We start from the raw sequence: 23,887 nt of genomic DNA, 5'->3' as shown, positions 1-23,887 counted from the left end.
CCTGATGCGTCGGATCGCGACGCAAAGAACTAGTTTACCCGGCGCGGCACCGTTCTATTCCCGGCCGAGGTCGCGGTGACGCACGCTGATCGCGATACCGGGAATCACCGATAGCCGCTTGGCCAGTTCCTCCGCCATCGCAACAGAGCGGTGCTTGCCTCCGGTGCATCCGATCGCCACCGTCGAATGCCCCTTGTTCTCGCGCTGGTAGCCGGCAAGAACCGGGTCGAGCATCGTGGCGTAAGCGTCAAGGAATTCCGTTGCTCCCTCACGCGAGAGCACGTAGTCGCGCACGGTTTCGTCTTGTCCGGTCAGCCCGCGCAACTCTTCCCGCCAGTACGGGTTCGGCAGGAAGCGCATGTCCGCGACCAGATCGACATCGGTGGGCAGGCCGTATTTGAAACCGAAGCTCAGAATCGTCAGACGGTGGCGCGCTGCGCCCTCGTCAGAAAACGTCTCCGAGACCTGGGTCGCCAGCTGGTGGATGTTCAGCGATGAGGTGTCTATGACGATGTCGGCTGCCTCGCGAACCATTGTCAGCCGACTGCGCTCCAGACGGATGCCGTCCAGCAACGTGCCGTCCTCTTGCAAGGGGTGCGGGCGGCGAACGGCCTCGAATCGGCGAACGAGCACGTCATCAGAGGCATCCAGGAAGACCACCCGGACACTGCCTCGCGAGCGAAGGGCCCGCGCCACTTCCGGGAAATCGTTGAACAGGTTGCGGCCGCGCACATCGACGACTGCGGCCACCTTGGGCAGCGCTCCCCCGCCGAGATCCGTGAGATCAAGCAGAGGACGCAGCATCTGCGGCGGCAGGTTGTCCACGACATACCAGCCCAGGTCCTCCAAGGCATTCGCTACTGTCGAGCGCCCTGCACCGGACATGCCGGTGACGATGAGGAACTCGTTCTTCTCCTCGGCGGTCATCGGTTCTCCCTCTTCCTGTGAAGACCAGCCTATCGAGTCGCGAGATGCGTGTGGATGCTCTCCGCCAGCGCGGGTCCGATACCCGGCACTTCCTGAATCTCAGACGGGGTCGCCGAGCGCAGCGCGGTCACGGAGCCGAAGTGTCTCAGCAGCACCTTGATGCGCGCAGCGCCCAAGCCAGGCACCTCCTCGAGAACCGTGGAGATGTCGCGTTTGCGACGCTTACGCTGGTGAGTAATCGCGAAGCGGTGAGCTTCGTCTCGCAACCGCTGCAACAGGTAGAGCGCCTCGCTGGTGCGCGGCAGAATCACGGGAAAGTCTTCCCCGGGCAGCCAGATCTCCTCGAGCCGTTTGGCTATGCCGCACAGTCCGATCTCGGTGTGCCCGGAATCGCGCAATGCGCGTGCTGCCGCTTCTACCTGCGGCTTTCCGCCGTCGACGAGCAAGAGCTGCGGCGGATATGCGAACCGCGGCTTCTTCTTCGTCATGACGACTTCGGCATCTTCGGTGCCGTCGACAACGGTCTCATCGACTTCTTCCGGCCGATCCAGGTACGCGAGGCGACGCATGAGCACCTGGTACATCGAATCGGTGTCATCCGTCGTCTCGGCGATATTGAACGAGCGGTACTGATCTTTGCGCGGCAGCCCGTCTTCGAAGACGACCATCGACGCGACCACATTGGTGCCGCCGAGGTGCGAGATGTCGAAGCACTCGATGCGCAGTGGCGCGGCCTCGAGATCGATCGCCTCCTGCAGGTCGGTCAGCGCCTGCGTGCGCGCCACGTAATCGCTCGTGCGACGGGTTTTGTGTCTGATGAGCGCCTGCTGGGCGTTGACTGTTGCGTTGCGCATCAGTTCGGCGCGCTGGCCGCGCTGAGCGACAACGACCTCGACACGCCGACCCCGTCGCTCGCGCAGCCACGCTTCGAGATCTGCGGCGTCATCGGGCAAAGCGGGGACGATGATCCTTCGTGGCACGTCGACACCTTCGCCGTAGGCACGCTGCAGCACCTGGTCGACGAGTTCTGAGCCGGAGATGTCGATCTCCTTCTCGATCGTCGTCGCACGCACCCCGCGCACGCGTCCACCGCGAATAACGAACTGCTGCACAGTCGCGGCGAGCTCGTCCTCCGCGATACCGAACAGATCAGCATCCTCGTCCGCCGCAAGAACTAGCGAGCTCTTCCCGAGCACCGCTTCGATCGATGCCAGCTGATCGCGGTATTTCGCCGCTGCCTCGTAATCCATCGCGGCCGAGGCCGCCAGCATCCGCTTGGTTATCTGCTTAGTGAACCGTTCATCTCCGCCGGCCATGAACGCGACGAAGTCGTCGACCATCGCGCGATGCTCTTCGATGGATACCCGCATCGAACAGGGTCCGCCGCATTTGCCGATCTGGCCGGGAAAACACGGACGCCCCGTGGCCATCGCGCGCTTGTAGCTGGAGTCGCTGCAGGTGCGGATCGGGAACGCCTTCACCATCAGATCGATGGTCTCGTGCACTGCCCAGACTTTCGGGTAAGGCCCGAAGTACCGCGCACGCGGAATCCTGCGGTTGCGGGTGACCAGTACCCGTGGAGCTTCGTCTCCGAGAGTGACCGCCATGAACGGGTAGGACTTGTCGTCCTTGTAGCGCACGTTGAACGGCGGATCGAACTCTTTGATCCACATGTACTCAAGTTGCAGCGAGTCGACATCGGTGGGCACGACCGTCCACTCGACCGAAGCCGCGGTGGTGACCATCCGGCGGGTGCGCTCATGCAGTGTTCGCAGCGGAGCGAAGTAGTTCGATAGCCGCTGGCGCAGGTTCTTCGCCTTGCCGACGTAGAGCACACGCCCCTCGGCATCCAGAAAGCGATACACCCCTGGATTGGTCGGGATCTCCCCTTGGCGGGGTTTGTAGGGCAGGATGTCGGCCATCAGCCGACCTTCCGAGCCCCGCGTCCCGCACCGAGGATCTCGTCGAGGAACATGCCAGTGTGGCTTTCCTCGGCGCGAGCGATCTGCTCCGGCGTGCCGGTAGCGATGATCTGGCCGCCGCCGGAGCCGCCCTCGGGTCCGAGGTCGATGACCCAGTCCGCGGACTTGATGACATCGAGATTGTGCTCGATGACGATCACCGTGTTGCCCTTGTCGACCAGCCCGTTCAGCACTTCGAGGAGCTTACGAACGTCTTCGAAGTGAAGACCCGTCGTGGGCTCGTCCAGAACATAGATGCTGCGGCCGTTGCTGCGGCGCTGCAGTTCCGTGGCGAGCTTGACGCGCTGCGCCTCGCCACCGGACAGCGTCGTGGCAGACTGACCGAGCCGCACGTATCCGAGGCCCACATCCACGAGCGTCTTCATGTAGCGGTGGATCGCCTGAATGGGCTCGAAGAACTCGGCAGCCTCTTCGATCGGCATCTCCAAGACCTCGGCGATGTTCTTGCCCTTGTAGTGCACGGCCAGCGTGTCGCGGTTGTAGCGCTTGCCCTGGCAGACCTCGCAGTCAACGTAGACGTCGGGCAGGAAGTTCATCTCGATCTTGATCGTGCCATCACCGGAGCAGGCCTCGCAGCGCCCACCCTTGACGTTGAAGCTGAACCGGCCAGGCAGGTAGCCGCGCACCTTCGCCTCGGGTGTTTCGCTGAACAGCGTGCGGATCCGATCGAACACACCGGTGTAGGTGGCCGGGTTTGACCGCGGTGTGCGGCCGATCGGCGCCTGATCGACGTGAACCACCTTGTCGAGATTGTCGAGCCCGGTCACGCGGGTGTGCTTTCCCGCGAGGGTTCGCGCACCGTTGAGCTTGGATGCGAGCACGCGGTACAGGATGTCGTTCACGAGCGAGGACTTACCCGAACCGCTCACACCGGTGACGGCAGTCAGCACGCCGAGCGGGAAGTCCGCCGTCACGTTCTGCAGGTTGTTCGCACGCGCACCGACGACGCTCAGCATGCGCTTCTTATCGATCTTGCGCCGCTTCTTCGGTGTGGGGATCTCGCGCCGACCGGCGAGATAGTCGCCCGTCATCGAGTCGGTGTCGCTGAGCAGAGCCGCGTACGGACCGGAGTGCACGACGCTGCCGCCGTTGACACCAGCACCGGGGCCGATGTCGACGACCCAGTCAGCCGCTTCGATCGTCTCCTCGTCATGTTCGACGACGATCAGCGTGTTGCCGAGATCACGCAGTTTCTGCAGCGTCTCGATCAGCCGCCTGTTGTCTCGCTGGTGCAGACCGATCGATGGTTCATCGAGAACGTAGAGAACCCCGGTCAGCCCCGAGCCGATCTGCGTCGCGAGCCGAATGCGCTGCGCCTCGCCACCGGACAGCGAACCTGCGGCTCGGCTGAGGTTGAGATATGCCAGCCCCACCTGGAGCAGGAACTCGAGACGCAGTCGGATCTCGCGCAGCACCTGTGCTGCGATCTTCGCTTCACGGTCAGTGAGTGACAGCGTGTGCATGAACGTCGAAGCGTCGGCAAGGCTGAGATGCGAGACTTCGGCAATCGAGTGTCCGTGCACGCGGACGGCGAGCACCTCGGGCTTCAACCGGTCGCCGTTGCACGCCTGGCACGGCACCTCGCGGAGGTACTCGCCCCAGCGGGCGCGCTGGTTGTCGCTCTCGGCCTGCGCGTACTGTCGTTCGATGTAGGGCACGACGCCCTCAAAACCGGAGGCGTAGCGCATTTCGCGCCCGTAGCGGTTCTTCCACTTGACGGTGACCTTGTAGTTGTCGCCGCGGAGGATGGCATCCTGCACGTCCACGCGCAGGTCTTTCCACGGGGTATCGAGATCGAAGTTCAGATCACGTGCGAGGCCTTCGAGCAGCCGCTCGTAGTACTGGAACAGTCCCTTGCCCTGGGTCGTCCACGGGATGATGGCACCCTCGCGGATGGAGAGCTCTTCATCGCCCAGCATCAGGTCAACGTCGACCGACATGCGCGTGCCCAGACCCGAGCAGGTCGCACACGCTCCGAACGGGGCGTTGAAGGAGAACGTGCGCGGCTCGATCTCCGTCAGCGTGATCGCGTGCCCGTTGGGGCACGCCAGCTTCTCAGAGAACGACTGCCAGGCCTCGTCTCCTTCTGCGTCGACGAAGTTGATCTGCACGACGCCGCCGGCCAATCCCAGCGCGGTCTCCACCGAATCGGTGACGCGTCCGAGAATGTCAGCGGACGCCACGAGCCGGTCGACGACGACGGCGATATCGTGCTTGTAGCTCTTCTTCAGCTTCGGCGGTTCGGCGAGCTGGATGAGCTCGCCATCGACGATCGCGCGCGAGTAGCCCTTGGCGCCCAGCTCGCGGAACAGATCGACGAATTCGCCCTTCTTCTGCGAAACGATCGGTGCCACGATCTGATAGCGCGTGCGCTCTTCAAGCTCCATGAGCTGATCGGCGATCTGCTGGACGGTCTGACGCTGGATCTTCTCGCCGCACTCCGGGCAATGCGGGATGCCGATGCGGGCCCAGAGCAGTCGCATGTAGTCGTAGATCTCGGTGATCGTGCCGACCGTCGAACGCGGGTTGCGGTTGGTCGACTTCTGGTCGATCGAGACCGCAGGGCTCAGTCCCTCGATGAAGTCGACATCAGGACGATCCACCTGACCGAGAAACTGTCGTGCATAGGCACTGAGCGACTCGACATAGCGGCGCTGACCCTCAGCGAAGATGGTGTCGAATGCGAGGCTCGACTTCCCCGATCCGGACAGACCGGTGAACACGACGAGAGAATCGCGAGGAATGTCGATATCGACGTTCTTGAGGTTGTGTACGCGAGCACCGCGGACACTGAGTTTTCCGGGGCTGACAACGGGGACAATAGGCACCGGACAAGTCTACGAGGGGCCACAGACATTGGCTCTGTTAGGGCATTCAGGAACGCCTGCGCGAGTGCCCCAGAGCCAATATCAGCACAATGACGAGTATCGCGAGTGCCCCAGCACCAATGATCGTCGCCCCCGAGACCGTGACCGCCGTGCCGGTGAAGACCAGCATCACCAGGAGGGTCACCGGCTGGGCGATGAGTTGGATCAGCAGCAGTCGGCGCAGCGTCGGCCGAAGCGCCACCAGGACCACCCGCGAGTTCCATCTCAGCACGAGAAGCAGCGACGACAGTACGTGAATCACGTGCACAGCGAAGACAGCAACCGCCGTTTGCCACAGCATCGGTTCGCTCATCAGCATCCCGATCGCGATCCCGGCAATGGCGATCCATCCGCCGAAACTCTGCGGGAACACGATCCCGACCGCTGTTGCCAGCACGACGATGATCTGCCAGCCGACCACGGGCACCAGCAGCAGAGCGGTGCCAGAAACGAACACGAGGAAAAGCACCCATACAACGACGGCCGGAACAGCAGCAGTCGTGCGGACCGTGTCGTGCTTACGGCGCAGCTGGATCATCGTCGCGTCCTCGCCAACACGCTCAGGCTCGCCTCGATGCCTTCGCGCCACGCAACGGTGTCGACTCCGGTGTTGGCCAGGTCATGCATCACTTCATCGCGGTCCGCGAGCACGACACGAAGCGCCACCTGCTGCTCTCTGCTCAGTCGCTCGCGATTGAGCGTCGGCAGAGTATCTATGGCAACCACTCGGTGTCCGGCAGCCCGCCACATCAGTGCGACATCGGATGCTGCACCCTCGAAGAACGTGGAGACAACAAAGATCACCGACCCGTGCGGCACCGGCGGCGTGCGGTGGAATCGTGCGTCTTCACCGGCTTGGCCTGTTGCGGCGATCGCCGCTTCAACTTTGGCGAGATGGCGCGCTCCCGCGCCGCTGCGCACAGATCGGCCGCCGTGCATCAGCACGTGAAAAGCGACGCGATCTCCTGCGCCGACCGCCGCTGTCGCGATCGACGCGGCGGCCTCTCGCGCCAGATCCAGCGAGGTCACTCCGCTGCGCTTGAGGTCTCCGCTCCCCCAGGTTGCGACAACGGCGCCGAGGTCATCGGCGGTGTCCATCGATATGACGATGGTCGCATCGCTCAGCGTGTTGGTGCGTCGCACCAGGAGATCGCCTGGGCGTCGCGCCATGCGCGCAGTGGCGCGCCAGTCGACGCGGCGCAGCTCATCACCGGGGACGAACGGGTGGATGTCGCGGAAGTCTCCGCCCTGCCCGGGCCGGCGTCCTTCATGGTTGCCGTGCATGCCGGTGAGCCGGGGCGACAGAGGCAGCGGAGGCAACGCTGTCTGCGCAGGTGCGACGTTGCGGACGAGTTCAGCGATCTCGGTCGCAGGCCCGAGGATGGCGCCATCGGCAGAGAATCCTCTGGCGGATGCCCGAACCGCGGCCACTGGCCCCGAGTGCAATGCGGCACTGACGGACACCACGGGCGCCCCGCCAACGGGAAGAATCAGATGCCGTCGGCGCCGCGCCGACTGCACGATGACGAGTTCAGCGACTTCGGCGTCACCCGTCACCGCGACTTCGGTATGCAGCGTCCCATCGTTCGTCAGTGGCAGCGCCCGCACCGCGACAGTCGTCTGCTCGCCAGCATCCGCTCGGGTCAGAGCCAGCGCGCTGGCGATGGCCAGGGGCAGCCCCATCGCCGCTACATCAGGGCGAGAGAAGACGAGACCGAGGCAGGCGAGGCCGGTCGCAACGATGACTCCGATGACGAGGCCCGGCCCCCATCGACGTCTGGTGATGGGGCGTGTCACGCTGGCGCGCCGACCGTCGGAGGAACGGGCACCTGGCCCACAACCTGCTGCACGATCTGCTCTGCGCTGGTCCCCTGCGCCCAGGCCTGCGGGGTCAGCGTGAGCCGGTGCGCAAGCACGGGGACAGCGATCCTCTTGATGTCGTCAGGGCGCACGAACTCACGACCATCCAGCGCCGCGAGTGCGCGCCCGAGCAGCAGCAGTGCCAGCGAGCCGCGCGGCGATGCCCCGACCGCAACGTTCTGCGCCTGCCGAGTAGCCGCTGCGATGTCGACGCAGTATCGCGCGATGTCCGGATGAACCGAGATCGCCTCCACTGCGTGCTGCACTTCGAGCAGTCGCTCAGCGTCGATCACGGCGTCGACCGTGGTGGCTTCGGCTCTGCGGGCTACCCGGTTCAGGAGAATCTGCGTCTCACCCGACACCTCCGGGTATCCCACCGCAAGGCGCACCATGAAGCGGTCCAGCTGCGCTTCCGGCAGAGCGTAGGTGCCCTCATATTCGATCGGATTCGAGGTTGCGATCACGTGGAACGGCGCGGGCAGCGGAAAGCTGTTGCCTTCGACGGTGACCTGTCGCTCGGCCATTGCCTCCAGCATCGCCGACTGTGTCTTCGGCGTTGTGCGGTTGATCTCGTCGGCCAGCAACAGCCCGGTGAAGATCGGGCCCTGCCGAAAAACGAAGTCGCCGGTGTCCGGCGCGTAGACATACGATCCGGTGACGTCGCCGGGGAGCATGTCCGGGGTGCATTGCAGGCGACGAAAGCCGAGCCCGAGGGCGGATGCCAGGCTCCGAGCGGCAAGCGTCTTACCGAGTCCGGGCACATCCTCGAACAGCACATGTCCGCCGGCGAGAATCGTCGCGAGTGCGAGTTCGATCGGATCATCCATTCCCACCACAGCCGTGCGGACTGCTGCGAGGATCTGCGCTCCGGTCTCGGCGATCGTCATGTTCTGCGTCATTGCTTCTCCTTGGTCCGCGAAAGCGTGTCGATGGCATCCAGCGCACGCTCGATATCGTGACGTGTGGTGCCGGATCCGATAAGCCGCTCCCAGATGTCGAGGTCGATCAACGCCGCGATAGCGGCGCGATCGTCAGGATTGTCCGGATCGAGGTCTCGTCTTCCCAGGCAGCGCTTGAGCGTGTCGCGAACGCGACGGGTGATGAGCGCCCCGGCTGCTCCCGTTGTCGGGTTGAGCGACCATGCCATCCGCGCGATGGCGGTCCCTCGGCGTTCGGGCCCGGCGGTGATCGTCGGGGAATCGAGACGCGGTTCGTCCGGGATCCCCACGCGCAGACATACCGTCAGGATGCCAGCGAGGATGCCCCAGCCGACGGCGAAGGTGAGCTGCACACCGATGGCAAACACGAGGATGAGCGTGACGCCGGCAGCGACGGCGAGCGCCGTGATGATGTGTGAGCGCGTCATTGCCATCCCTCCTCGATAGTCTTCAGCGCAGTGCGCGCGGTGTCGCGGTCCTGTTCATCGGCGACATAGCTGCCGAATCGAACGCTCTCATACAGGCGCAGCAGTGCGTCAGCGGCATCTGAGATGCCTTCGCGCTGGGTGATGATGCGGATGGCGAACTCCGCCGGAGTCTCACTCATGCCACGAGCTATGCCAGCATCGGCTGCGCTTTCTTCCAGGCCGACCCACGAAGCGATGATGGCATCCGCGGGAATCGCGCGCTCGTCGATGAGTTTGAGCGCGCCTTCGATGCCGCGTCGGATCACCGGGGCGGCGGCTGCGGTGTCCTCGGCAGTCGGCTCTTCCACAAGGTCGTGGCCCGTGTCGCTTCCGGGTTGCGCACGCAGCGGACGATCTCGCCAGGCCCGCAACAGCGCCCGCACCACGAGAAAGAGAACGGCGATCACTGCCAGTGCGGCAAGAATCAGGAAGATGGTTCCGATGATCGCGCCGACGATGTCCGAGCCTGTCTCCGGAAGTGGAGCCGCGGAGCCGGTCGGCATCGGTTGCGCAGGTTCAGTGAACGTCGGGGCGCTCGGCGCGGGGAAGACGGGCGGGTTGATCGTCGGCGCACCTTGCACTGCTGCTGCAAAGATGACGAGGAGGAATAGTCCGCCGACCGCGGCCACAATCGCCGGCCGCTTCACACTGCACCCGGATCGGGTCTCGGTGAAGAACGGGGCATGCGTTCACCCTATGGGGTCACTGCTTCTCTACGCGTCCGGCAAACGGCGAAAGCCCTTCACGAAGCGTCGCAATCTGCTCAATACCCATGCTCACCGCGGCCATCACCTGGTGCGGCACATCGACGGCACGTGCACGGAGTTCGCGACCGGCTTCGGTGAGCGTGATGTCTAATCGGCGCTCGTCTTCGCGACTGCGCTCGCGCGCGACCAGTCCTTCTTTCTCCAGCCTCTTCAGCAGCGGCGATGCGGTAGCGGGATCAAGAGCAAGGTCAGCAGCCAGATCGTTCAGCGGTCGCGGCGAGCGCTCCCACAGTGCCAGCATCACCAGGTACTGCGGATGAGTGAGCCCGAGCGGCTCGAGAATCGGCCGGTAAATCGACACGACATTTCGGGCTGCTGTCACGAGGGCAAAGCACAACTGGTTCTCCAGCTTGAGCAGATCGTCAGAACTCGTCACATTTCGATTATACGTCTGCACTAATAGTTAGTACACTCAGCACTATGGAGAATCCGTCAGAGAGCGTGCCGCTTCGCACACGTATCCGCGAGGCGGGTGGGCTGTACCGCTGGTTCAATACGAACCTGATCCGCTTGGCGGGGCCTGCCGCGGTCGGCCCCTATGAAGCAACACCTCCTCCTACCCAAGCGCAACGCGCTGAGCGCGCGTGCCCGCTGTGCGGACAGGCGATGAACGCGCACGAAATCGATCGATCAGGGCCGAAGCCCCTGATTCGGTGCCCGTAGCTCGCACCACCGAGTACCCGCAGTATCGGTAACCTATGGCCAGCAGAGAGATTTATTCGCAGCTGGAGGGGTGACGATGCTCGAGGTGAGCGAAGCGGTCGACTGGGATGCCGCACCGGAGGGCTTGGATCGGATCACCGCTGACCTGCGCGCCATGCGAAACGCAGCCGGCGCCCCGTCGTTCAACGAGATCACTCGACGCATCAGTGTTCTTCGCGAGCAGCGCGGTATTCCTCTGCACGAAAGACGTGTTGCCAGGAGCACCGTGTGGGCATCGTTCCAGGAGGGACGCCGGCGCCTTGACGCTGACGCCGTCGTCGAGATCGCGGCCGCCCTGGGACTACCTGAGCCGTTCCATGCCACCTGGGCGCAGCGTGTGCGTGCTGCTCGAACCGCAGCGGATGCTGCTTTCGTCGCCGTCGCCCGACCCCAGGCCCCCGTACCGGTACCCTCTTTCGCCGGCCGTGCGCGAGAAGTCTCTGCCACGGCCACTGCGCTGTCTGAAGACCGCCGAGTCTGGATCACCGGAATGCCTGGCTCCGGCAAGACGCAATTGGCGTTCATGGCCGTGCAGCAGCTCAACAGCGGCGGGAGTGTGTTTCTCGATCTGCGCGGGCGCAACGCCGAGTCTCCGCCGGTAGCCCCCGAGGCGGCTCAGCGCGCGATTCTTCGGCAGCTGAAGGTTGATGACAGCGCAACGAAGACCTCGGCCGACCGCGCGCATCTGATTCTCACTGCGCTCGCCGTGCAGGATTGTGCACTCATCCTGGACGATGCGACTGACTACTCCCATGTCGATGCGATCATCGGGCCCGGTGGCACGGGTCGAGTCGTCGCGACAAGCCGGAGCCTCCATGAAGACGCAGACTGGCAGATGATCCGGCTGCTCGGACTCGACCAGAACGAGACCACGGCGCTGCTGCGCCGTTTCGCTCCGGGAGTCGACATCTCTGCCGCTGATTCCGAACGACTTTCGACGATCTCCGGCGGCTTGCCGCTGGCGGTCGCCCTGGTCGGTGCACGGCTGGCCACACACGCGGAGTGGACACTCGGCGAGCACATTGATCTCATGACCGAGCGGCTGAATTCTGACCGAGTCGATGATGAAGTGCGCGCGACACTGGAGCTGTCTTACGCCGAACTCGATGCACACGCCGCACAGCTGCTGCGCATCTTCGCTGATCTACCCATCGCCGAGATTGATGCGGAGAGCGCCGCGGCTGCGATCGAGACCGAGCCGGGCGCAGCGACCGTGCGCATCGCTGCGCTGGCTGATGCCAACCTGGCCATTCGGCGCGACGATGATCGCATCGCTCTCCACGCGCTCGTGCGCGCATTTGCCCGCGAGCGCGCCAACGAAACGGATCCGCCGCGCATGCGCTCATCAGCATTCGAGCGGGTCGCGCTCCAGGCGACGCAGAAGACATGGGGAGCATACGCGACGATCGCTCGCAGCATGAGCGACAGCCCCCGCCGGAGCGACTTCGTATATCCGGAGCGCGATTGGACTGCAGATGAGGCTAGCGACTGGCTCTATTCTCAGCTGTCATCGCTGCTGGCGATGGCGCATGCGGCCCCAGAACGCGGACACCCGGAGATTCTCTTCCACCTGTCGGATGGGCTGAGTTGGTGGATGAACATCGCCGGCCGTACGACCGAAGCGCTGAGACTGCATCAGGCAGCTGCCGAGGTGGCTTCCGAGATCGGCGCTGGGCGGGCTCTGGCGACAAGCAGCCTGGATGCCGGCCAGCTGCTTCTGTACAGCGATGACCCGAGAAGCGCGCAGGCTCATTTCGATCGAGCCCGAATACTCGTTGATGAGACCGGACAGAACCCCGATCTGAGAATGGCGGGGCTTCTGACGAACATGTCAGCACTGGTGGATCTGCGGCTGGGGCAAGTTCCCGCTGCGATCGAGAAGCTGCAGCGCACAGTGCAACTGCATGAGAACAAGGACGACGAGGTCCCGCTGTGCCTGTCGGCGCTGGTAAATCTGGGACTCTCCTTGCATACCGCCGGGCGCTTCGATGAAGAGCGCGACACTGTTTTGCGGGGACTCGAGCTGGCCGTTTCTGTCGGACATCGTCTGTTCGAAGCGAATCTGCGAACGAACTATGCAACCGTCCTGCTGGAGTACGACCAGTTCGAGGAGGCGATCCTCTCAGCTGACGCAGCCCGGACGATCGCCGAGGAACTCGGCCATCCGTATCTCACGGTATACAGCGAGGTGACCGCTGCGAAGGCGATGATGCGACTCGGTGACCCCACCGCGGCATTGGTCCGGGCAGAAGATGCGATTACAACGTCGCGCAGTCTGGGACAGCCGCTGGTGACGACGGAGGCGCTGATCCACTCGACACCCATCGCGCTGGCCGCCGGCGAGCACGATCGAGCGATGCGCATGCTCGACGAGGCCGAACCACAGCTCGGCGAGCAGGCCGACAACGTGCTGCGCGGTCGCCTTCTGCAGCTGCGCGCTGACAGCGCCACGGATCCGGCTGACCGCGACAAGCTGCTCCGCGCCGCCGTCGAGCAGTTCGAACTCGCCGGGTCGTATCTCGCGAACGACATCAGGGACCAGGTCGGAGCCCGCTGAGCCGAAACGGCTGGCGACGCTCGCGTTCCGATTCGTCCCGAATAGGAGCGCAACTGCTCCCCCTCTCGCCAGGATGTGCGTGATATGTGCCGTTGGCCGTGCACACCACGACCATCCACCGAGAGGGATCATGACATCATCACGTCGAAGCGCTCAGCGCTTCTTGCACCGCAGAAAGCTCGTACACCCCGCTGCCGTCACGATGGGCACGGGCATCGCATTCGCGCTTGTTCTCGCCTCGGCGTTGCCCGCCGCCGCCCTGGATGACTCGCAGCGCAACGCTGACGAGACCACTATCCCCGCACCAGCCGCCGCGCCCGCGGCAGCCGAAAAACTCGCTGGCGCCGCGGAGACCTTCGCCGTCCACGTCAATGCAGAAATCATCACGCAGGCGGAACTGGACATCGAAGGGCTCATCATCCAGGGCGTCGACTTCCCGGCAGGTTCCGAAGCGACCATCAGCATCCCTGGTGTCGTGTCAGAAACAGCCACTGTCGATGCCGACGGCTGGGTGTTCGCAACCCTGACCGCGCGTCTCGACGCTGGCAGCTACGTCGCGCGTATTTCAGCCGGCGGGATCACCCAGGAGACGGCCTTTGAAGTAACCGCGGGTGGTTACGAACCCTGGCTGTATCTCGAGGGTGAAGACGGCATCGCGCAGTGGGACATCAAACACAGCGGCATGCTCACCACCGGTGACGGGTTCCCGACGGATGCCACGCTCGATGTCCTGATCGACGGGGTCGCAGAGCACCAGGTCACGTCCGATGAGGCGGGTTACACCGAGTTCACCATCAGCGGCGAGTTCTCGGTCGGCGAGTACGACCTCACGCTCGCGGCAGCCGATGTGGAGGCATCCGCTTCACGGACTTTCGTCGTCGATGACGATGCTGATTGGTACTCCGGCTGGGATCAGCCCACTATCTCAGCGTCTGCGTTTGTCGTCACAGAATCAGAGCTCGCCGCCACCGCACTGGTTATCGACGGCGAGGGGTTCCCCGACTACGCCACCGTTGAACTGACGGTGGATGATGGTGCTCCGACGGCTGTCCGCGCCGATGTCCTCGGCGACGTCGAGGCAGAGGTGTCCGGTCCGCTCAGCGTGGGCGAGCACACCGTCACACTCACACACCCCGTTGGCACCGCATCGGTGACCTTCAGCGTCGTGCCCGATGAGCAGGGTGCTTTCCCCGCCCCCGGAATCTACGAGGGCACATCACGGCAGACGCACGCGAGCAGCAATGAAATGAATGACCCGGAAGTTCGGCCGTTCTCTCTTGAGGTGAATGATTCGGGCGCGATCACCCTGGTGACGGGCGAATACTGGTGGGCCTGCGTCACTGCCGGCTACCACGGATCGGGCTTCGATGACTTCTCCACCGATCCGATTCCGACAACACCCGTAACTGTCGGCCTGCCCTTCGAGATCGATTGGGAGGGGATCGCGATGACCTTCAAGCTACACGGCACCATCAATGCTGACGGCTCCGCGAGCGGACGAATCTGGGCAAACCTCGGCGTATGCGGTTCGTCGATCCTCGATTGGACTGTGCAGGGAGATGCTGCCCCGCAGCCGGTCGATCCTGACCCGACCGAGCCCGACCCGACCGAGCCCAAGCCGACCGAGCCGGCACCGACCGAGCCCAAGCCGACCGAGCCCAAGCCGACCGAGCCGGACCCCACGGAGCCCAAGCCGACGGAGCCCAAGCCGACCGCACCAGCGGCGGACTACCCGGCACCGGCCGAGGATCAGTTGACGGACGCCACGCTGGGCGAGATCACCACGGTCACCACCGCTCAGGCGGGCCAGACCATCACGGTGCACTTCGCTGGTGACCGGGCTGGTCAGAGCGCTGGCATGTGGCTGCTCTCGACGCCGTCGCCGCTCGGTGTGAAGACGGTGTCCGCCGAAGGCACGGTACAGATCACGCTGCCGAAGAATGTCACCGGAACCCACCGGATCGCAGCTGTTGCGGCTGACGGAACCGTTATCGGATGGCAGCAGATCACGATCACAGCGGCAGAAGACGAGCCGGGGCTGGCCGCCACCGGCGGTGAGGTGTCTTCTGCACTCATCTCGATCGCGGGGCTTACCGTGATCGCCGGAGCGTTGCTGATGCTGCGCCGTCGCACCGCCTGATCGATCGACTGGTAAGTGAGGCTTGTGCCCTGGAGTTTCTTCGGGGCACAAGCCTCACTTGTTTAACTCAAGCGTGGCCCGCACGCTCCATCGCCCGCAGCTCCTTCTTCATATCTTGCACTTCATCGCGTAGGCGACCGGCGAGCTCGAACTTCAGCTCTGCCGCAGCCGCAAGCATCTGGTTCGACAGATCCTCGATCGTCGCCTCCAGCTGCTGCGCACCCTCTGCCGCGATTCCCTGGCGTCGCAGCCCCGGAGTCGGGCTCTTGCCTTTGCCCGATCTCGCGTTCCCTCTGCCGCGCAGCATCTCCTGCGTGTCAGATGCTTCCCTCGCCAGGACGTCAGTGATGTCGGCGATGCGTTTGCGCAGCGGCTGCGGGTCGATCCCGCGCTCCAGGTTGTACGCAACCTGCTTCTCGCGCCGACGATCGGTCTCGTCGATTGCTTTCGCCATCGAATCGGTGATCCGGTCGGCATACATGTGCACCTGCCCAGACACATTTCGTGCTGCACGGCCGATTGTCTGGATGAGGGAGGTCCCCGATCGAAGGAACCCCTCCTTGTCAGCATCCAGAATCGCCACGAGAGATACCTCAGGCAGATCCAGGCCCTCACGCAGCAGGTTGATGCCGACCAGCACGTCGTACACACCCGCCCGCAACTCGCTGAGCAGTTCTACGCGTCGAAGGGTGTCGACATCCGAGTGCAGATATCGCACCCGCACACCATGTTCGCCGAGGAAGTCGGTTAGCTCCTCTGCCATCTTCTTCGTCAGCGTCGTGACCAAAACACGTTCATCGCGCTCGACGCGCACGCGGATCTCTTCCAGCAGATCGTCGATCTGCCCCTTGGACGGCTTCACGATGATCTCAGGATCGACCAGTCCGGTCGGACGGATGATCTGCTCGACAACGCCATCGGCGATGCCCATCTCGTACTTCCCTGGCGTGGCCGAGAGGTAGACCGTCTGCCCGATGCGGTTCTTGAATTCGTCCCAGCGCAGGGGGCGGTTGTCCATCGCGCTGGGAAGTCGGAACCCGTGTTCCACCAGAGTGCGCTTACGCGATGCATCGCCCTCGTACATCGCTCCGATCTGCGGCACAGTCGCATGGGACTCGTCGATCACCATCAGGAAGTCGTCGGGGAAGAAGTCCAACAGGGTGTGCGGCGGCTCTCCCGGTTCACGGCCATCCATGTGGCGCGAGTAGTTCTCGATTCCGGAGCAGAATCCCAGCTGCTGCAGCATCTCCAGGTCAAACGTCGTGCGCATGCGCAGTCGTTGCGCCTCAAGCAGCTTTCCTTGGCGCTCGAACTCGGCCAGGCGCTGTTCCAGCTCAGCTTCGATGGTTCCGATCGAGCGCTGGATGACATCTGTTCCGGCGACATAGTGCGAAGCGGGGAAGATGGGCACCGCGTCGAGTTTTTCGATGACCTCACCGGTGAGTGGATGCAGCGAGTACAGCGCCTCGATCTCATCGCCGAACAGCTCGATGCGGATCGCCGTCTCCTCGTAGACGGGAATGATCTCGATCGTGTCGCCGCGAACACGGAAGTTGCCGCGCGAGAAGTCGACGTCGTTGCGGTTGTACTGCATCGCGATGAACTGGCGGATGAGAGCGTCGCGGTCATAGCGCTCCCCCACCTGGAGCGCGACCATGGCTCGCAGATACTCTTCCGGCGCGCCGAGGCCGTAGATGCAGGACACCGTCGAGACCACGACGACATCGCGCCGCGACAACAGCGAGTTGGTCGTCGAGTGCCGCAACCGCTCGACTTCGGCGTTGACTGAGGAGTCCTTCTCGATGAACGTGTCTGTCTGCGGTACGTAGGCCTCAGGCTGGTAGTAGTCGTAGTACGACACGAAGTACTCGACGGCGTTGTTCGGCATGAGTTCACGGAACTCATTCGCCAGCTGCGCCGCCAGGGTCTTGTTGTGCGCGAGCACCAGAGTCGGGCGCTGAACCTGCTCGATCAGCCAGGCAGTCGTCGCCGATTTTCCGGTACCTGTCGCGCCGAGCAGCACCACGTCGGTCTCACCCGCGTTGATACGCGCGGCCAGCTCAGCGATCGCCTGCGGCTGGTCACCGGCCGGGGCATAATCGCTGATCACCTCGAACGGACGGACGCTGCGCGTGGGTTGCATACTTCCAGCGTAAGCGCAGCCTCAGACATCGGCATCGCGCATCTAGAGTAAGGCTGTGATCGAGTTTCTGATCGGCTCCAGCCTCGCAGCATCCGCTGGCCTGAACGCGTGGATGCCGCTGTTCCTGCTGGGACTGGCCGACCGCTTCCTGCCCACTGTCGAGCTGCCCTCCGGCTGGTCGTGGATCGCCAGCGACATTTCCCTGTGGGTACTCGGCACACTGCTGATCCTCGAGGTCGTCGCCGACAAGATCCCAGCCATGGACTCGATCAACGATGTGATCCAGAGCGTTCTGCGTCCAGCATCCGGTGGAATCGTGTTCGGCGCCGGATCCAGTGCGCAGACTCTCGCCGTCGATGACCCGTCTGCATTCTTCTCCGAGAACACCTGGGTGCCGATCATCACCGGCATCGTCATCGCGCTCATCGTGCACGTGGTCAAGGCGACCACCCGCCTTGCAGCGAACACCGTCACGGGCGGACTCGCCGCCCCGGCTCTCAGCACGGCCGAAGACGGAGCGTCCTTCCTGCTCGCGGCCCTCGCCATCGTGGTGCCGATTCTTGCCGGACTGCTCCTGATCGCGCTGATCGTCGCGGTCGTCATGTTCTTTCGCCGACGTCGACGCAAGCGCGAGCGCCGAGTCACCCCGCCGGACGGTCCGAACGCAGTAGCACCGTCGCAATAGTGGCGGCGAGCACGGCCATCGCGATCACCACGGTGAGAAACCAGCCCCAGCCGGCTTGGCCGAAGACCATGCCCAGCATCCAGCCGAACAGGCTCGATCCGGCGTAGTACGCAAAATAGTAGAGCGATGGCGCCTGCGCCCGAGTCTCCGCATCCGCGATTACCGGTGCCCAACTGGACGCGATCGCATGTGCTCCGAAGAATCCGGCAGTGAAGACGACGAGTCCCGCGAGGATCACGATCGGATGAGGTACGAGCATGAGCAGCACGCCGCTCAAAAACACGCCGATCGATCCGAGCAGAACGGTGCGACGCCCGACTCTGCTCGCGAGCGCCCCCGCCCACGGCGACGAGAGAGTGCCGGCGAGGTACGCGAGGAACAGAAGCGTGACCAGCCACACCGGCAACAGGAACGGCGGCGCTATGAGGTAGAATCCCAGATAGTTGTATACCGCGACAAAGGCCCCCATCAGCAGAAACCCTTGGGCGTACAGGGCCAGCAGCGGGAGGGAGCGCAGCGGACGGATAAGCCGAGTCAGCATGCCCGGACCAGCATCCGCACGCTTGCGACCAGGAATGAACCTTCGCGCACGTGGAACCAGCCGGAGAAACAGCACTGCCGCGAACGCGCAGAACACGATGACGCTCCACACGCCGACGCGCCAATCGAAAAGCTCGCCCAGCGGGCCTGCGATCAGACGCCCGGAAAGACCGCCGACTGTGGTGCCGGCGGTATAGCTGCCAGCGGCGGCCGCGACGTGACCTGCGCGGATCTCCTCGCTGAGATAGGCCAGGGCCACCGCTGGAACAGCCCCGAGTGCCAGCCCTTCCCCCAGGCGCAGCACGAGGAGTACCGCGATCTCGGTACTCAGCGGGGCAGCCAGACCGAGCACGGTCGCGGCGATGATTCCGATCGCCATCGCCGGAACACGGCCGATCCGGTCGGCGACGAGAGACCACGGGATGACCGCTGCGGCAATGCCGAGTGTCGCCGCCGAGATGCTCAGCGCGGCTGTCGACGGTGCCACTCCCAGGTCGGATGCGATCTGCGGGAGCACAGCCTGCAACGAGTACAGCTGGGCAAACGTCGCCACCCCCGCGAAGAACAGTCCCCAGATCAGCCGTCGGTAGGAGCGCGTCCCGCGGCTGTGGCCCGTGAACTCTTCGGCATTCACCCCGCCTCGAGCTGCTTCCAGAGAGCATCCGTCTGCTGATAGGTCTGCTCCATCGTGCCCGCGGTGTCAATCACGACATCCGCGATAGCAAGGCGTTTGTCGTCGGAGACCTGCGCGTTGATGCGGTCCTGGGCTGCGTGCGGCTCCATGCCACGCAGTTCGATCAGCCGGCACAGCCGCTCCTCGGCCGGCGCGTGCGCAACCACGATCATGTCCCACGGGTCATCGACGCGCGCTTCCACCAACAGCGGCACGTCGTATACGACGACGGCGGATGCGTCATCGGAGAATGCCGCATCCATTCGGCGCTGCGATTCCACACGCACCGCAGGATGCACGATGCCGTTGAGGCGTGCAAGTGCGTCCTGATCGGAGAACACTCGTTCTCCGAGGGCGGCCCTGTCCAGCGCACCGGATGCGTCGATAACGTCGGTCCCGAACGTCGCTGCGATCTCCTGGAGCACCGCAGAGCCGGGAGCTTGCACGTCACGCACGATCTGATCCGCGTCGATGACGACAGCGCCGTGTTCTTCGAGACGGCGAGCGATCGTGGACTTTCCGGATGCGATTCCGCCGGTCAGCGCGATGAGAGGCATGTTTACATCCTGGCACGCGGATGCCGCAGCATCCGCCCCAGCGAATGCGAAACGGACCGCCACCCGAAGGTGACGGTCCGTTTCAGAAGAGGCGTGGCTTACGCGTTGCCGCCCGAGAGCTTCTCGCGGAGAGCCGCGAGAGCTTCGTCGTCAGCAAGCGTGCCGGCACCGGACGAGTCGCTCGTGAACGACTGACCAGCGGCAGCGCCGAAGTCGTCGCCCGCAGCGGCCTCGGCCTCGGCTGCCTTGGCAACCGCAACCTTGTGAGCTTCCCAGCGAGCCTGGGCTGCAGCGTATTCCTGCTCCCATGCCTCGCGCTGAGTGTCGAAGCCTTCCTTCCAAGCACCGGTCTCGGGGTCGAAGCCCTCGGGGTACTTGTACTCGCCGTTCTCGTCGTACTCGGCAAGCATGCCGTACAGAGCCGGGTCGAACTCGGTGCCGTTGGGATCAACCGACTCGTTGGCCTGCTTGAGCGACAGCGAGATACGACGACGCTCGAGGTCGATGTCGATGACCTTGACGAAGACCTCTTCACCAACGGAAACGACCTGCTCGGCCAGCTCAACGTGCTTGCTGGAGAGCTCGGAGATGTGAACGAGGCCCTCGATGCCATCTGCGACGCGAACGAACGCACCGAACGGAACGAGCTTGGTGACCTTGCCCGCTGCGATCTGACCGATCGCGTGCGTGCGGGCGAAGACCTGCCACGGGTCCTCCTGCGTCGCCTTCAGCGACAGGGAGACGCGCTCACGGTCGAGGTCGACCTCAAGGATCTCGACGGTGACCTCCTGGCCAACCTCGACAACCTCGGATGCGTGCTCGATGTGCTTCCACGACAGCTCGGAGACGTGAACGAGACCGTCAACGCCGCCCAGGTCGACGAACGCACCGAAGTTGACGATCGACGAGACCTGGCCCTTGCGGACCTGGCCCTTGTGCAGGTTGTTGAGGAAGTTCGAGCGCGACTCGGACTGCGTCTGCTCAAGCAGTGCACGGCGCGAGAGAACCACGTTGTTGCGGTTCTTGTCGAGCTCGAGGATCTTCGCCTCGATCTCCTGGCCCAGGTACGGGGTCAGGTCGCGGACACGGCGCAGCTCGATGAGCGATGCCGGCAGGAAGCCACGGAGTCCGATGTCGACAATGAGTCCACCCTTGACGACCTCGATGACCGTACCGGTGACGACGCCGTCGTCTTCCTTGATCTTCTCGACATCGCCCCAAGCGCGCTCGTACTGTGCGCGCTTCTTGGACAGGATCAGACGGCCCTCCTTGTCCTCCTTCTGGAGAACGAGAGCCTCAACCTCGTCGCCGACCTTGACGACCTCGTTGGGGTCAACGTCGTGCTTGATGGAAAGTTCGCGGGAGGGGATGACACCCTCAGTCTTGTAACCGACGTCGAGCAGAACCTCATCGCGGTCGATCTTGACGATCGTGCCTTCGATGATGTCGCCGTCGTTGAAGAACTTCAGAGTCTTCTCGACCGCGGCCAGGAAGTCCTCAGCAGATCCGATGTCGTTGATGGCGACCTGCTTGGTGGCCGGGGCGGTCGTTGCGCTAGTCATGTAGTGGGTTGTCCTTGTTGGGTGGTTACTCGGGCCTCAGCAGTGCTCACGCACAGTTGTGTGAGCACGAGAAGCGGATGGATTGGTTCTCAGCCACTTTGACATGCGGTTGCCTGCCAAAGGTGACACCTCAGAATATCAGAGAAAACACAGACCAGGACCTGTGGATAACTTCGACGCGGTATCAAGAGTTCACGTTAGTGTGTGCGAGTGACTTCCCTGCGCTCAAGGACGAACCGATATCGGATGCTGGCGCTGCTGACCCTGGCGGCGGGCACACTGTGCGCCTGCACACCGACTCCCGCGCCGAGCCCGACGCCGACGGCCGCGTTCGCGAACGAGGAAGAAGCATTCGCCGCGGCGGAAGAGATCTATCGGGCCTACACGCATGCGCTCAATAGCCAACGATCAGGAATAGCCTCCAGCGACCCCGCCGGTTTTCTGGTGGGAGCTGCGCTCGAAGAACACCTGTCGAGTGAGCGAGACCTTGCGGAACGAAAGATCACTCTTGAAGGCGACACCGTGCTGGAGCAGCTGGTCGATGTCGAGGCGGATCTCGATAGCGACCCAATTACGTTGATCGGTGTCGTGTGCCTCGACATCGGTGACACACGTGTGATCGGAGAAGACGGGACGGACCTGACCCCGGCGCTCCGCGCACCACAGGCTGCTTTGCAGATCCAGTTCATGGCAGTTGACGACACATTCTCGATCTCAGATTCCACAGTTGATGAGGGTTCAGAATGCTAGAACTTCTCTTATCTGCAGCGGTCGCGCTTAGTACTCCCTCATCCCCGGTGGCATTTGGTTGCAGCCAAATCGACGTCTTAGTCGGCGAGTGCACGCCGGAAGGCGACGAAGTCGTCATCGGCGGAACCGAGGTCGTTCCGGGTTCGCCGCCGGGCCATAACCCCGGCAGGCCGATTGGCAATGATGGGCCGCATCCTGCGCCCGCTCCTATCCCTCCCCCGATCGACCAAGACTTCGTCGATTGCCTCGACGACTGGGACTCCTATATCCGCTGCTTCGAGCGCACCAATGAAGACGTCGAGCCTGATGAAGAAGACGTCGTCGAGATCCCGACTGTCACGATCAGCGATGTCGTGCGCTTCGCCCCGCACGGTTCGCTCGTCGCCGGCGAGCCGGACAACGTCGGCGTCGTGGGGCTTCCGACCAACTTCGTCGCTTCGGCTGACGAGCACACGGTGTCCGGTGAGCTGTTCGGCTATCCCATGGTCGTGCGATTCACGCCAGTGGGATTCGACTTCGACTACGGCGATGGAGCGACCACGACAACTTCCACCGGCGGGCTGAGCTGGGACGCACTCGGCGCAGCGCAGTTCACACCGACGGAGACGAGTCACACCTACGCCGCACGCGGCATCTACGCGGCCGACGTCTCGGTTCGATACACGGCCGCCGTCGACTTCGGTATCGGCTGGTTCCCCATCACCGGCGAGGTGACATCGACCGGCGCAGCGCAGGAGATCAGGATCTTCGAGGCACACACCGCCCTCGTCGCGCACACATGCGAACAGGATCCGCGCTCCCCCGGCTGTTGACCCGGACGACGTCGCACCCCTGTGTCATGCTGATTTCATGAGCGACAAGCTGATGCTGCTGGACACCGCCTCCCTCTACTTCCGAGCGTTCTACGGTGTGCCCGACAAGGTGAAATCGGCGGACGGCACCTCGGTGAATGCGGCACGCGGCCTGCTCGACATCATCGCCAAGCTCGTCAAGCTCTACGAGCCCACTCACATCGTCGCGTGTTGGGACGACGATTGGCGCCCGCAGTGGCGCGTCGACCTGATCCCGAGCTACAAGGCGCATCGTGTCGTCGAGCTCGTCCCAGCCGGCCCCGACATCGAAGAGGTTCCCGATCCACTCGAGGCGCAGCTGCCGATCATCCGCGAAGCGCTGCGACTTCTCGGCATCCCGATCATCGGTGTTGCCCAGCACGAGGCTGATGACGTCATCGGCACGCTCGCCACTCGCTCGACGATGCCGGTCGACATCGTCACCGGAGACCGCGACCTCTTCCAACTGGTCGACAACGATCGCGGCATCCGCGTCATCTATACCGCACGGGGAATGAGCAATCTTGAGATCGTCACCGACGAGACCGTCGTGAAGAAGTATGGTGTGCTGCCATCGCAGTATGCCGACTTCGCGACGCTGCGCGGCGATGCATCCGATGGGCTACCCGGCGTTACGGGCGTCGGAGACAAGACCGCAGCGACACTGCTGCAAGCGCACGGCGATATCGCTGGCGTCCGTGCCGCAGCCGAAGCCGGGGAGGGAATGAGCGCCGGCATCCGCGCGAAGCTGCTCGCAGCATCCGGCTATCTCGATGTCGCGCCGACGGTCGTCGAAGTCGCGCGGGGTCTCGACATCAACTGCCCGAGCTACCCCGTGCGTGCACTCGATCCTGCCGAGGCCGACGCCGCCACTGATCTGGCTGAGCGCTGGAACCTCGGTTCCTCTATGGACCGCGCCATCGCGGCGCTCGGGCGTTGA

The 23,887-nt window shown here is 63.8% G+C and carries 19 protein-coding genes; 6 read left to right on the top strand and 13 right to left on the bottom strand.

Going from position 1 to position 23,887, the window contains the following annotated elements; all coding sequences use genetic code 11:
• Window positions 1–54 precede the first annotated feature (54 nt).
• The 9 genes from rapZ to ACSU1L_RS00620 are packed head-to-tail and all read right to left on the bottom strand — an operon-like array spanning window position 55 to window position 10,184.
• Window positions 55–927 carry an RNase adapter RapZ gene (gene rapZ, locus ACSU1L_RS00660; RefSeq protein WP_439254262.1) on the bottom strand — a complete coding sequence of 291 codons (873 nt, stop codon included), beginning with the start codon at window positions 925–927 and terminating at the stop codon, window positions 55–57.
• Between the two features lie 29 nt (window positions 928–956).
• Window positions 957–2,849, bottom strand: a complete 1,893-nt coding sequence (gene uvrC, locus ACSU1L_RS00655; protein WP_439254261.1) for an excinuclease ABC subunit UvrC — start codon at window positions 2,847–2,849, stop codon at window positions 957–959.
• Window positions 2,849–5,737, bottom strand: coding sequence for an excinuclease ABC subunit UvrA (gene uvrA / locus ACSU1L_RS00650; RefSeq protein ID WP_439254260.1), 2,889 nt, complete (start codon window positions 5,735–5,737; stop codon window positions 2,849–2,851). Before uvrA ends, uvrC begins: the two co-directional genes overlap by 1 nt.
• Window positions 5,738–5,783: 46 nt before the next feature.
• Window positions 5,784–6,314 (bottom strand): hypothetical protein, encoded by a 531-nt coding sequence (locus tag ACSU1L_RS00645; protein ID WP_439254259.1) that lies wholly within the window; start codon window positions 6,312–6,314, stop codon window positions 5,784–5,786.
• A complete protein-coding gene (locus tag ACSU1L_RS00640) occupies window positions 6,311–7,573 on the bottom strand; it encodes a DUF58 domain-containing protein (protein ID WP_439254258.1) in 1,263 nt (420 codons plus the stop codon). The genes ACSU1L_RS00645 and ACSU1L_RS00640 overlap by 4 nt, the downstream gene beginning before the upstream one ends.
• On the bottom strand, window positions 7,570–8,535 hold the full coding sequence (locus ACSU1L_RS00635) for an AAA family ATPase (RefSeq protein ID WP_438255381.1): 966 nt from the start codon (window positions 8,533–8,535) through the stop codon (window positions 7,570–7,572). The genes ACSU1L_RS00640 and ACSU1L_RS00635 overlap by 4 nt, the downstream gene beginning before the upstream one ends.
• Entirely contained in the window at window positions 8,532–9,002 is a 471-nt protein-coding gene (locus ACSU1L_RS00630; RefSeq protein ID WP_439254257.1) for a hypothetical protein, read from the bottom strand. The genes ACSU1L_RS00635 and ACSU1L_RS00630 overlap by 4 nt, the downstream gene beginning before the upstream one ends.
• Window positions 8,999–9,688, bottom strand: a complete 690-nt coding sequence (locus tag ACSU1L_RS00625; protein ID WP_439254256.1) for a DUF4129 domain-containing protein — start codon at window positions 9,686–9,688, stop codon at window positions 8,999–9,001. Before ACSU1L_RS00625 ends, ACSU1L_RS00630 begins: the two co-directional genes overlap by 4 nt.
• A 55-nt stretch (window positions 9,689–9,743) precedes the next feature.
• On the bottom strand, window positions 9,744–10,184 hold the full coding sequence (locus tag ACSU1L_RS00620; RefSeq protein WP_439254255.1) for a MarR family winged helix-turn-helix transcriptional regulator: 441 nt from the start codon (window positions 10,182–10,184) through the stop codon (window positions 9,744–9,746).
• Window positions 10,185–10,547: 363 nt separating this feature from the next.
• Here ACSU1L_RS00620 and ACSU1L_RS00615 point away from each other — a divergent pair, with 363 nt between their 5' ends.
• Both ACSU1L_RS00615 and ACSU1L_RS00610 read left to right on the top strand, forming a co-directional pair.
• A complete protein-coding gene (locus ACSU1L_RS00615) occupies window positions 10,548–13,067 on the top strand; it encodes an NB-ARC domain-containing protein (protein WP_439255024.1) in 2,520 nt (839 codons plus the stop codon).
• A 130-nt stretch (window positions 13,068–13,197) separates the two neighbouring features.
• Entirely contained in the window at window positions 13,198–15,207 is a 2,010-nt protein-coding gene (locus tag ACSU1L_RS00610; protein ID WP_439254254.1) for an LPXTG cell wall anchor domain-containing protein, read from the top strand.
• Between the two features lie 67 nt (window positions 15,208–15,274).
• Here the strand turns inward: ACSU1L_RS00610 and uvrB are convergent, their stop codons facing one another.
• The gene (gene uvrB / locus ACSU1L_RS00605) at window positions 15,275–17,350 is read right to left on the bottom strand and encodes an excinuclease ABC subunit UvrB (RefSeq protein ID WP_438255376.1); all 2,076 of its coding nucleotides are present in this window, start codon (window positions 17,348–17,350) and stop codon (window positions 15,275–15,277) included.
• Window positions 17,351–17,405: 55 nt separating this feature from the next.
• Here uvrB and ACSU1L_RS00600 point away from each other — a divergent pair, with 55 nt between their 5' ends.
• The gene (locus ACSU1L_RS00600; RefSeq protein WP_438255375.1) at window positions 17,406–18,035 is read left to right on the top strand and encodes a DUF4126 domain-containing protein; all 630 of its coding nucleotides are present in this window, start codon (window positions 17,406–17,408) and stop codon (window positions 18,033–18,035) included.
• Here the strand turns inward: ACSU1L_RS00600 and ACSU1L_RS00595 are convergent.
• The 3 genes from ACSU1L_RS00595 to rpsA form a co-directional block, all read right to left on the bottom strand.
• The gene (locus ACSU1L_RS00595) at window positions 17,992–19,209 is read right to left on the bottom strand and encodes an MFS transporter (RefSeq protein WP_438255374.1); all 1,218 of its coding nucleotides are present in this window, start codon (window positions 19,207–19,209) and stop codon (window positions 17,992–17,994) included. The genes ACSU1L_RS00600 and ACSU1L_RS00595 overlap by 44 nt on opposite strands.
• Window positions 19,206–19,805 (bottom strand): dephospho-CoA kinase, encoded by a 600-nt coding sequence (coaE, locus tag ACSU1L_RS00590; protein ID WP_439254253.1) that lies wholly within the window; start codon window positions 19,803–19,805, stop codon window positions 19,206–19,208. The genes ACSU1L_RS00595 and coaE overlap by 4 nt, the downstream gene beginning before the upstream one ends.
• 98 nt (window positions 19,806–19,903) lie before the next feature.
• Window positions 19,904–21,367, bottom strand: coding sequence for a 30S ribosomal protein S1 (rpsA, locus tag ACSU1L_RS00585; protein ID WP_438255372.1), 1,464 nt, complete (start codon window positions 21,365–21,367; stop codon window positions 19,904–19,906).
• A gap of 210 nt (window positions 21,368–21,577) precedes the next feature.
• Between rpsA and ACSU1L_RS00580 the strand changes: the two genes are divergently transcribed.
• From ACSU1L_RS00580 to ACSU1L_RS00570, 3 genes are read left to right on the top strand one after another with little or no spacing between them, the layout of a single operon-like run.
• A complete protein-coding gene (locus ACSU1L_RS00580; RefSeq protein WP_439254252.1) occupies window positions 21,578–22,117 on the top strand; it encodes a hypothetical protein in 540 nt (179 codons plus the stop codon).
• 47 nt (window positions 22,118–22,164) lie between these two features.
• A complete protein-coding gene (locus ACSU1L_RS00575; RefSeq protein WP_439254251.1) occupies window positions 22,165–22,929 on the top strand; it encodes a hypothetical protein in 765 nt (254 codons plus the stop codon).
• Between the two features lie 37 nt (window positions 22,930–22,966).
• Window positions 22,967–23,887, top strand: coding sequence for a 5'-3' exonuclease (locus tag ACSU1L_RS00570; RefSeq protein ID WP_439254250.1), 921 nt, complete (start codon window positions 22,967–22,969; stop codon window positions 23,885–23,887).

This window comes from Microbacterium sp. A94, assembly GCF_051842855.1.
Taxonomy (GTDB): domain Bacteria; phylum Actinomycetota; class Actinomycetes; order Actinomycetales; family Microbacteriaceae; genus Microbacterium.
The sequence above is the reverse complement of the archived record's forward strand: the minus strand, read 5'-3'. Positions and strand labels throughout refer to the sequence as shown.